General features: G+C 70.2%; 11 protein-coding genes. 6 read left to right on the forward strand and 5 right to left on the reverse strand.

Annotated elements, in window-relative coordinates; translation table 11 throughout:
• Positions 1 to 134: 134 nt before the first annotated feature.
• Positions 135 to 1,046 (reverse strand): hypothetical protein, encoded by a 912-nt coding sequence (locus ACFWW8_RS33880; RefSeq protein WP_386535446.1) that lies wholly within the window; start codon positions 1,044 to 1,046, stop codon positions 135 to 137.
• Between the two features lie 189 nt (positions 1,047 to 1,235).
• On the opposite strand from ACFWW8_RS33880, the gene ACFWW8_RS33885 reads away from it, so the two are divergent.
• The gene (locus ACFWW8_RS33885) at positions 1,236 to 1,379 is read left to right on the forward strand and encodes a hypothetical protein (RefSeq protein ID WP_383204963.1); all 144 of its coding nucleotides are present in this window, start codon (positions 1,236 to 1,238) and stop codon (positions 1,377 to 1,379) included.
• Between the two features lie 10 nt (positions 1,380 to 1,389).
• Here the strand turns inward: ACFWW8_RS33885 and ACFWW8_RS33890 are convergent, their stop codons facing one another.
• Positions 1,390 to 1,902 (reverse strand): hypothetical protein, encoded by a 513-nt coding sequence (locus tag ACFWW8_RS33890; protein ID WP_386535449.1) that lies wholly within the window; start codon positions 1,900 to 1,902, stop codon positions 1,390 to 1,392.
• 899 nt (positions 1,903 to 2,801) lie between these two features.
• Positions 2,802 to 3,959: a TniQ family protein gene (locus ACFWW8_RS33895; protein WP_386535452.1), complete on the reverse strand. Its 1,158-nt coding sequence runs from the start codon at positions 3,957 to 3,959 to the stop codon at positions 2,802 to 2,804.
• Positions 3,960 to 4,203: 244 nt separating this feature from the next.
• Here ACFWW8_RS33895 and ACFWW8_RS33900 point away from each other — a divergent pair, with 244 nt between their 5' ends.
• The 5 genes from ACFWW8_RS33900 to ACFWW8_RS33920 all read left to right on the forward strand — a co-directional run bounded on the left by ACFWW8_RS33900 (position 4,204) and on the right by ACFWW8_RS33920 (position 6,949).
• Positions 4,204 to 4,836 (forward strand): hypothetical protein, encoded by a 633-nt coding sequence (locus ACFWW8_RS33900; RefSeq protein WP_386535454.1) that lies wholly within the window; start codon positions 4,204 to 4,206, stop codon positions 4,834 to 4,836.
• Positions 4,837 to 4,921: 85 nt separating this feature from the next.
• Positions 4,922 to 5,428, forward strand: a complete 507-nt coding sequence (locus ACFWW8_RS33905; protein WP_386535456.1) for a transcriptional regulator — start codon at positions 4,922 to 4,924, stop codon at positions 5,426 to 5,428.
• 41 nt (positions 5,429 to 5,469) lie between these two features.
• Positions 5,470 to 5,952 (forward strand): hypothetical protein, encoded by a 483-nt coding sequence (locus tag ACFWW8_RS33910; protein WP_386535458.1) that lies wholly within the window; start codon positions 5,470 to 5,472, stop codon positions 5,950 to 5,952.
• A 112-nt stretch (positions 5,953 to 6,064) separates the two neighbouring features.
• Positions 6,065 to 6,505: an ATPase gene (locus ACFWW8_RS33915; RefSeq protein WP_386535460.1), complete on the forward strand. Its 441-nt coding sequence runs from the start codon at positions 6,065 to 6,067 to the stop codon at positions 6,503 to 6,505.
• Positions 6,506 to 6,541: 36 nt separating this feature from the next.
• Positions 6,542 to 6,949: a hypothetical protein gene (locus tag ACFWW8_RS33920; RefSeq protein ID WP_386535463.1), complete on the forward strand. Its 408-nt coding sequence runs from the start codon at positions 6,542 to 6,544 to the stop codon at positions 6,947 to 6,949.
• Between the two features lie 158 nt (positions 6,950 to 7,107).
• Here ACFWW8_RS33920 and ACFWW8_RS33925 read toward each other — a convergent pair whose 3' ends face one another.
• Positions 7,108 to 8,304 (reverse strand): hypothetical protein, encoded by a 1,197-nt coding sequence (locus ACFWW8_RS33925; protein WP_386535465.1) that lies wholly within the window; start codon positions 8,302 to 8,304, stop codon positions 7,108 to 7,110.
• 108 nt (positions 8,305 to 8,412) lie between these two features.
• Positions 8,413 to 9,057 carry a hypothetical protein gene (locus ACFWW8_RS33930; protein ID WP_386535467.1) on the reverse strand — a complete coding sequence of 215 codons (645 nt, stop codon included), beginning with the start codon at positions 9,055 to 9,057 and terminating at the stop codon, positions 8,413 to 8,415.
• Positions 9,058 to 9,318 lie beyond the last annotated feature (261 nt).

The following is a 9,318-nucleotide window of genomic DNA, read 5'->3' on the forward strand; positions in this document are numbered from 1 at the left end:
GGGGGGCGCCGCGCCCCCTCCCCCTCCCCCACCCTGCCTCGGGGGGCCCGCGGGCGGCCCCCGGTCTTCTGGTTCGCCCCTGCGCGGCCGTCCCCCCCCCCCCACTCCCATGTGCGGGTTTCGGTTGGCGGGCGCTACGCGGCCAGAAGGCCGGCCAGCGCCCGCTCTTCGCGTCGACGACCGAGTTTCTTGAGGTGCGTGGGGACCTTCACCGCGAGGGGACGAGGCATGTGCTGCGCGATGGCCTTGAGGAACTCATCGATCACGGTGGTCAGGCCGCGGGCCTTGGCGAGGTCGACCACCAGGAGCGCGACGTTGAGCGGGTCGGTGCGCAGGGCGATCGTCTTCAAGTACGCCTGGACGCCGGCGGTGTTGCCCCGCTGGAGCAGCAGCTTGATGAGGTGGGTGCCGGATGAGGTGCGGGTGGCCGCGCTACGCAGGAGTGCCGTGAGCGGGTCATGCCCGTGCCATACGTCGGCGGGGTAGCGCTGGATCTCGGTGATGAAGTCGGCAAGGCGGGGGTCATCCTCCTCGTCGTGGGTGACGCCGACCCGGCGCAGCAGGCGGATGCCTTCATCGGGCAGAACAGGCATGAGAGCAACGACCAGCGGGAGGAAGTCGGTATCCGGGTCGAAGGCTGCGTCGTAGATGAACTTGGAGGCCTCGTCTTCGGGGAGCTTCAGTGCCCGGCGTACGACTTCCTCGGGTGTGTACACCTTGCGGGTCCTTTCCTCGGTGGCCTTGTGCCACAGGTCCAGGATGTTGCGGACCGTGTCGGCGGCCTGCTCGGGTCGGGTCTGGTCGACGCTCCAGGTGAGGTACTGGCGCACGAGGGATTCGAGTTTCTGCCAGTGCTGCGGGACCACCGTGCCGTGCAGGATCTTGCTGATTCCTTCGTGGCTGAGGGTGCCGGGTAAGTCGTTGCGGCCCTGGATGGTGTCGCTCGTTCGCTTGATACCTGGGCGGCCTGCGTCGCGGTACAGCTGGTGGAGGGCGAGGAGTAGCTGTCGGTGCGGTCCCTCGGGGACGTGGCGGGTGTCGGGCATATCGATCGGCATAGAGGTCCCCCGGTTGACAGTTGTTGACAGCTCTCAGCATGACTGCGGATTCCTTCAACTGCGCTCAGTTCGGGTCGACTTGCGCTCTGGTGTGCCGGGCGGGCTTGAGGCTGGAAGAGCGGGAGCCGAGGGGCTCTTGTGGCTGGGGGACCGGCCGGTGGCTCTGGAGGAGCTTTCGTGGCACAGACCGACAAGCAGCAGTCCCGATACCGTGCGGTCGCTCGGACGGCGCTCTTCGCGTTTGTCCGTGGCGGGGCGATGGCGGCGGGTGGCGCCGCCGTCTCCGGGCTGACCTGGTTGCTGCATCACTTCGCGGGGTGACTGCGGGGTATCAGGGGGAGCCAGCCTGGGTGGCGGGAAGGACCGAGTGCACGGGGGTCACTCCGTCGGCGTCCAGGGCCTGACGCGCTGCTTCGACGAACGTCTCCAGCGCCTCCGCCAGGGTTCCAAGCTCATCACCGCATGTCTCGATCAGCTCTTGGCGGGGCGTGGCCTGGAGCTCCGGGGGAGCGCCGGGTATGGAGGCCAGCACCAACAGCCGGTCGCGGCAGGCCGTGATCATGTTGATCAGGTCTTCGGTGCTGTCTGCGACATCGACGGGTCCTTCGACCATGACGCGGGCGCGGCAGCGGAGCAGTTTGACGATCTCCTCCAGCACCGGGGAGACGTCGTCCTGGGTGTAGTTCCCGGAGCGGTCCATTGCGCTGAGCAGAGTGCCGACGCTCTGCGTCTGAGAGATGAGGGCGGCGTACGCCTGGCTGCGCGGTTCACGACGTTCACGGGCGTGCTCGAAGCGGCGCTGATGATCTGCCTGGATGTGCTGAGCGGCGATCTGCTGCTGCACGCTGCGTGCTCCCAGCCACCCGCTCGCCAGAGCGGCTAACCCGGTTCCGACTGCTCCAACTGCCGCTCCGAGCACGGCGGCTACTCCTGCGTCCATCGGACGAGTGTCACCGATGCGGATGCCGGCGGACAGACGGCCCGACAGGCTCCCGGGCCCGTGCCCATGATGACGAAGGCCCGGCGAGGCAGCTCGCTAACGGTTACATCGCAGGTCAGAGCGTTGTAGCCGTTCGGTGGAGCTCTGGCGGGGTGCTGCGCGCCGCATCACCGGTGGTGGCCGGCGGTTTCGCGAGGAAGCGCTCCGCAACGGTTACATCGCAGGTCAGAGCGTTGTAGCCGTTCGTTCGCGCTGCGCTCCCCTGGGGCTGGCCTGCGGTTTCGCCGTCGGCCGCGACCCGTGCTTGTAGCCGTCGGCGGGCAGGAGAACGGCTACAACGGTGACACCGCAGGTCAGAGCGTTTTGGCTGGGGTAGCCGTTCGGTGCGCTCGGTCGGTGAAAGGGCCTCTGACCTGCGATGTAACCGTTACGAGGGACCGCGCCGGAGCGCGAGGAGGAAAAACGCCTCTGACCTGCGGTGTAGCCGTTGTAGCCGTTGTAGCCGTTCTTTTGGACACTTCGCGTAGGTGAGTTTCTGGAACGGGATCGTGGGCCCTCGTGCAGGTGGTCTGATCACGCGAGAGGCCCGGCGGGTGCCGGGCCTCTCGCGTGTCGGTGACAACGGTGACGGTGCAGGTCACCAGTCCTTCGCTCGTTCTCGCCGGGTGATGTCCGCCTGGGCGCGTGAGGCGCTGACCTGGGTTGTCACCGTTCTTCTGCCGGTGTCGACCTCAGTTCGTCCGGGGTGCGTCGCTGACCTGGACTGTCACCGCTGTCACCGGTGTAGCCGTTGTCCGGCTGTTCTATGAGCGCTGGTCGTCCGCCGGGCGCTCTGGGCAGTCGGGGGAGGCGACCCATCGGCAGCTGAGGGCGCGGCCGTTGCAGTACGGGCAGAACTCGGTGGTGGAGGTGAGGGGGAGTCCGTACACCCAGCGCAGGCACGATTTCGCGTGGAAGGGCCCGCGGTCGTCGGGCCGGTGGTGGAGGGCGGGCAGCTGGTTCCAGCGGCGTTCGGCGGTCTTGGTGCGCCGTGTGGCGGGCCCGGCGGGGAGGGCCGGGTGGAGGTCGAGCCAGTGCCACAGCGGTTCGCCTTCCCGGCCGCCGACGATGCCCGGGGTCTCGAAGCGGGCCGCGACGTCGGCCAGCCACTCGTGGGGTGAGGCGTCGGGGGTGGTTCGGCGGGTCTCCCATTCGTCCATCGCGGCGGCCAGGCGCAGGGCTTCGGGGTAGACGGCGGCGGGCGCGGCCCGGCGGCGGTGCCGGCCGAAGCCGAGCTCGTCTTCCCTCGTGCGCCACGTCTCGTGGGCGACCTGCCGGTTGACCCACCACCACAGGGCGACCTGGTGGGCGTCGGCGACCAGGGCGTCACCGGCGGGGCCGATGCGGTGGTCGAACGCGCGGTGCTCCATGAGTGCCCGGCCGATCTCCGGCAGGGGGGTGGTGTCGATGAGGTAGCCGCCGTCGTCTCCGCACTGCCAGCGGCGGGCGCAGGCGCAGGGCCTCCAGCGGTGGCCGTGGGCGACCAGCCAGGCGTCGTCCTCGAGGCAGAGGGGGCACGCCTTCAGTGGTGAGGTGCCAAGGCCGTCCGGCCAGTCGGTGATGCGGACGGTGGGGCCGGCGGTCTTCAGCAGCTGCTCGGGGTGCAGGCCGGGGAGCGCGCGGCGCAGCTGGTCCTCGTCCCGTTCGACGAGCGCGGCCAGGCGGGCGAGGGCCTCGGGGCTGAGGCGGAGCTCCTGGAGGTTCGGCCGTACGTCGGCCTTGTCCAGTGCGGCTGCGCGGCCTCGGTGGAGGGCCTTCAGCAGCCGGGGGAGTTCGAGGTGGTTGGCGACCGCGGTGCGGTGGAGGAACGACGCGTTCGTCTCCCCGTGGATGAGCGGGACGCGGATCGGCAGGTCGGTCTTCTTGAGCGGCTTGCTGGCCGTGCGTGCCGGCGCTGGTGAGCCGGTGGTGCCCTGAGTCATGGGCTGACCGTTCCACATCGTGCCTGTGGACGACGGCCGAAGCGTGCGGACGTTGACCGCCGGGAGCGGGTCCGGGCGCTCTGCGAGGCGACGCGGGGGAGGGGTTGGCGGGGGCGGTCGGTGAACTGCGGCCGGGTGGAGCGGAGTTCGTCTAAAGAATCATGGGCGCACTCTTGCCCGCCCTGTACGGATCTCGTACAGTCATTGGTGTACGAAGTTCGTACAGAGATCGAAGGGGGCTCCCATGGAGCACAAGCTCACCACCACCGAGGACGGACAGAGCGAGCTCACGATCCGCTGGAACAAGGAGGACGACCCGATGGGCTTCCTCTACGGCTGGGTCTCCCGCGGCTACCTCGAGTCCTTCCTGCGCACGTTCCCCAAGCCCGGCGAGGGCGGCAACCCGACCGACGCCGACGACGCGTACCACATGGCCCTCGGACTCAACTGGCTCGCCGAGCACACCGACCGGCGCCTGGAGCTCCTGCTCCTCCTGCTGCGCGACAAGTACAAGGCGTCCTGGGGCACCCTGGCCGCCGCGCTGGACGCGCCCCGCTCCACCGCCAAGTCCCGCTACCAGAAGGTCGCCAAGGACTACGCCGAGCACGGCGACTACGTCGACGAGACCGGCATCCACTCCGGCCCGCCCGCCGAGGTCAAGAAGCTGGTCGCTGACCGTCTGAAGTCCCGCGACACCCAGGACAAGGCCATCGAGAACGCCGTGTCCCGCCTCGAGGCCGGCGACCGCGTCCGCGACCGCCGCGACCCCGCCCGCCAGGGCACCGCGGCGAAGACCGCGCTCGGTCAGTGGGTCATCGACTGGGACGGCGAGGGCGAGCTGCTGACCTCCGGCGAGGACATCGTCCCGCTCGACTGATCAGGACGGGGCGGCCACTCACTGCCAGGCGACCGGCCGCCCCGCCTCTCCCCCAACCCGCACGTAACGAGAAGAGGAGAGACCCATGGTCTCAAGCACCGCCACCATCGCCACCTTCGCCGCCGTCTTCGTGATCCTGTGGGTGGCCCACAGCGTCGGGGACCACTGGGTGCAGACCTCGGTGCAGAGCGCCGACAAGGGCCAGCACGACCGCAACCCCGGCCAGTCCAGCCACGTCGGCCGCCTCGCCTGCACCCGTCACGTGATCGGCCTGACCCTCACCAAGGTGCTGCTCCTGGCGCTCGCCGCCGTCGTCCTCGACCTGCCGCTGACCATCGCCGGAGTCACCGCCGGCCTCGCCCTGGACGCCGCCTCCCACTGGTGGGCGGACCGGCGCTCCAGCCTCGCCTGGCTCGCCAAGGTCACCGGCAAGACCGAGTTCTACAACCTCGGCACCGGCGCCCACCCGTTCCACCCCGTCACCGCCGACGGCAAGCCCGCCGGACATCTCGGGACCGGGGCCTATGCGCTCGATCAGTCGTTCCACGTCTTCTTCCTCTTCCTCGCGGCCCTGCTCATCGCCGCCCTGTGACCCCGCCCTCCACCGCTCACCTCTTCGAGAAAGGCCCCGATGTGTCGAGCACCAAGATGACGTTGCAGCAGGAGATCGACGCCGCGATCGCCATCGTCCGCGTCGGCCTGGACCGCCTGCGCGACGCCGCGACCCGCACCGAGGACATCGCCCCGCACGCCGCCGTGCTGCGCGCCCTGTACGACCAGCAGGCCCCGGAGGCCGGCGTCCTGGCCGCCGTCGGCGACGTCATCGGCACCATCACCGTCTCGATCACCGAGGTCGACGACGACCGGATCGACCGCGTGGTGGAGCTCCTGGACGAAGCCCAGGCGTACAGCCAGGACAGCACCGGAGAGCGCCTCTACCGCGCCCTGGAACTCATGGCGCCGCTGCTCCCTCGCTGCGGAGGCTGCGGGGAGCAGAAGCCCGACGTGAAGGCGATGAAGGACCCGTTCACCACCGCCCTCTACCCGGAGACCGACGACCACGAGACCGTCCACCTCTGCCCGCCCTGCGCCACCGCCAGGTTCGAGGAGAGCTGACCGGCCCCGCCCGGCCCGCGCTGCGCGGGCCGGGCGGGCAGGGCGGGAACTGGCAACGGGCAACACCCCCGACTCACTACCGCCGCCCCCGGGCGGCACGGAAGGTAGAGACATGACCGCCCTTGAGATCGAGTCCTTCGGCTTCGGCCACCAGGCCGCGCCCGACGCCCACTTGGTCATCGACCTGCGACGACACTTCCGCGATCCGCACATCCAGCTCGACATGCGCCAGCTCACCGCCCACCACGCCATCGTCCGCAAGACGGTGATGAACACCCCCGGCATCAAGCAGCTGCTCGCCGGACTCGTCTACGCGATCGAGGGCTTCCTCGCCGGACCGACGCAGACCGTCCCGGTCCGGGTCGCCCCGGGTTGTGCGGGCGGCCGGCACCGTGCCGCGACGGTTGCTCTGGCCCTGCACGCCGTGTTCACCGGCGACCTCGACACCACCGCCGAACTCGGGATCGACGACCTCGCCAAGCAGTACGTCGACCGCGGCCTGGACGTCACCCTCGTCCACCGCGACCTCGACAAGCCCGTCATCGACCGCTGACCCGCCCCGCCCACCCCGTACGACGGAAGGACGACCATGAACTACAGCGCCAGCGAGTTCCCCTGGATCACCATCGAGACCTTCGGGTTCGAGCACGGCGTCCCGGAGACCGTCATCGGCTGCCTGCTCGTCGACGTGCGCGGCGTCGGCCTGGACGACCCCGCCGACCTCGAGGACCTGGCGGGCCGCGACGGCAAGGACGAGGACGTCGTCCAGCACGTCATGGCCTCCCGCATGGCCTTCACGAGGATCGAGCAGGTCGTGGGCCAGGCCAAGGCCCTGCTCGACTTCAACTCGAAGAAGAACTTCACCGCCCGGGTCCTGATCGGGGACCGCGACGGCCGCACCCGCGCCGTCGTCCTGGGCGACGCCGTCGCCGAAGTCCTCAACGGCCGCGGCATCCCAACCGAGGTGCAGCACCACCACCTCGAACCGCAGAAGTAGGCGTGGTCGGGACTGCTGATATCAGCCCCGACCACCCGGCCATCATCCACCCGGCGCCCCACGAGTCCCGTGCGGGGCGCCGGGTGGATGCCCAACACGACGGTGCCCGGCTCCCTTCGAAAGGGGCCGGGCACCGTCGTGCGAAGACACGGGGAGGGTCAGGGCCCGCTGTCCGCGACCGGTTCCACCAGGGCGTCCGCCCGTCCGGCCATGTACGTCACCGCTGCGCCCGGCACCTCGCGGGAAGGGACAGGCCCGATCACCGAGTTCCGGTCCACCACACCCTCGTCCGCGAGAACATCCGCCAGGCGCTCTCCAGCCGCCGCCGGGCCCGTCACCGCCACCCGCACGTCGTACGCTCCCCAGGCCCGCTCCTGGCCCGCCTCGCGGCGGCTCTGTGCGCTGCTGCCGTCCCGGCCCCGGTGCCCGGTCGACGCCATCCTCGTCAGCAGCAGGTGCAGCCGGTCCGCCGTGGCCGGCTCCCATCCGCTGAGCAGTTCACCGGTCGCCGGATCGAGCTCGCCGCGCCACTGCGCCACCAGGTCCTTCATCTGCCCCTGCCACCCGTCCCACGGCGCCCCCGTCACGAGCATCGGCACTCGCTCCAGCTCCAGCGGGTGCCCCAGAACCTTCAGCCGGTCCGTGACCGGCTTCAGTGAGTCCACTGCCCACACCAGCACCCGGCGCCCTCCCAGCGCCTTCCGCAGCTTCCCGACACCTTCCTCGGCCGGCACTGCATCCGGCCGCGCGCCCTCGGTCCGCGGCCCCGCCAGCTTCACGACGACGTCGACCAGGCGCTTGCCCTGCGCGTCGACCGCGTGCACCCGGGCCGCCAGTGGCGGCCGGACCCGGCCCGAGTCCGTACGGCCGCCGTTCTGCATCTCCACCCACACCACGGCCAGCGCCTCGTCCGCCAGGCGCTCGCGTGCCCAGTCCGCCAGCACGGCCCGGCGCTCGCCCAGCCGGATCTGGAAGTCGACCAACTTGGCGATGCGCCAGCACATCGCGCACAGGTGCCGGCCTTCCCGCGGCTGGAGCGGCTGCTGGCAGTTGGCACCGCAGTCCGTGCACACCCGCACGGTCGTCGTCCGGCGGCCATCGGCGGAAGCCAGCTGCCCGCCGGACGCCTTCGTCGGCACCGACTCAGCGACGGAGTACAGCGGGATGCTGATCTCCTTGTCCCGGAAGTCACGGCCCGGCACGTAGCCACGGACCGGGCCCACCGGCTCCCTGGGAAGGTCCGCCTTCGCCATCTGGGTCTTCGACGCCATCATCCACGGCACCTCGCTCCAGCTGCCGTACCAGACCGGTTCGACCACCGGCTTCTGCTCCTGCGTCAGCTGCTGCTCCGTCACGATGCGTCGCCTCCACGAGGGTTGAGCGGCGACTCGAACATCGCCGTCTGCTGTAAGGAAGGTAGCGGCACAAGAGACGCCGCGCAACCAGTGCAGGGCTCTGACCAGCTATTTTGTAGTTTGCAAACCAGCGCGCAGGGCCGTTCCGGCTTCGATCCCTCGGTCCAGCCCACCCCGCCACACATCACCGACCGTGGTCACTTGCTGAGCGAGGAGGGCGTACTCCTGCAACGCCCCAGGCAGCTTCTCCGGGTCCGCGGAGTACCGCGCCGGGACCATGCCCGGGTGCCGGTCCCTCCAGTCCCTCAGCAGCTCGATCGACTTCACCGAGGTGTGCCAGCAGGCCGCATACGTCTTGCGTGCCAGGGGCTGGGGGAGTCGCAGCGGCACCGCCTTGGGATACCCGCCGTCTCGGGATCCCGGCCAGCGACCCGGATCCATCGCCTCTTCAGGCACCGCCGGCCATCGCCGGTCCCACCAGCCGCGGGCCCTCAGCTCCAGTTCGATACCGTGTATGGCGAGCACGTCGATGGTGTCGAGCAGCTCGCCGGCCTTCCTCAGCCGGTCCAGCTCGCGCCGCCAGGCGGCCCGCACCTGCGCCGCATCCTGACGCGTCAGCCCCTTCACCCTCCACCGCTGATCGCTCGCGAGCGTCGCCCGGTGTGCGCGCTGCGCCTCAAGCTCTACCGTCAGCCGCTCTCGTGTACCGAGCGAGACCTTCGCGGTCACAGGTGCCTTCCCCAACTTGTCCATGCCCCCATCTTGGCATTCCTAGTTTGCAAACCTCATCAAGTCGCGGCGCGAAGCGACGCGGGAGGGGAGTCCCCCCGCCCCGAACGGACCCGCAGCCGAAGGGCCGGCCCCGCCTCGATGCCGCATCGGCGCAACGCGCCGATGATCACTGCGGCGCAACTCGCCCCGGCGCCGCCAGGATTGACGACGCATCAGACACGGGAGGGAGGCGCGGAGCGCTGACCTAGCGGTGCGGGGCGCGGCGCGCCCCACTACCCGCTC

The organism is Streptomyces sp. NPDC058701, assembly GCF_042715295.1.
Taxonomy (GTDB): Bacteria; Actinomycetota; Actinomycetes; order Streptomycetales; family Streptomycetaceae; genus Streptomyces.

What these genes read in the sequence shown, in the direction of transcription:
- ACFWW8_RS33905 (WP_386535456.1), top strand. Translation starts at nt 4,922, where the DNA reads ATGGTCTCAAGCACCGCCACCATCGCCACCTTCGCCGCCGTCTTCGTG.
- ACFWW8_RS33930 (WP_386535467.1), bottom strand. Translation starts at nt 9,057, where the DNA reads ATGGACAAGTTGGGGAAGGCACCTGTGACCGCGAAGGTCTCGCTCGGT.
- ACFWW8_RS33880 (WP_386535446.1), bottom strand. Translation starts at nt 1,046, where the DNA reads ATGCCCGACACCCGCCACGTCCCCGAGGGACCGCACCGACAGCTACTC.
- ACFWW8_RS33900 (WP_386535454.1), top strand. Translation starts at nt 4,204, where the DNA reads ATGGAGCACAAGCTCACCACCACCGAGGACGGACAGAGCGAGCTCACG.
- ACFWW8_RS33915 (WP_386535460.1), top strand. Translation starts at nt 6,065, where the DNA reads ATGACCGCCCTTGAGATCGAGTCCTTCGGCTTCGGCCACCAGGCCGCG.
- ACFWW8_RS33895 (WP_386535452.1), bottom strand. Translation starts at nt 3,959, where the DNA reads ATGACTCAGGGCACCACCGGCTCACCAGCGCCGGCACGCACGGCCAGC.
- ACFWW8_RS33920 (WP_386535463.1), top strand. Translation starts at nt 6,542, where the DNA reads ATGAACTACAGCGCCAGCGAGTTCCCCTGGATCACCATCGAGACCTTC.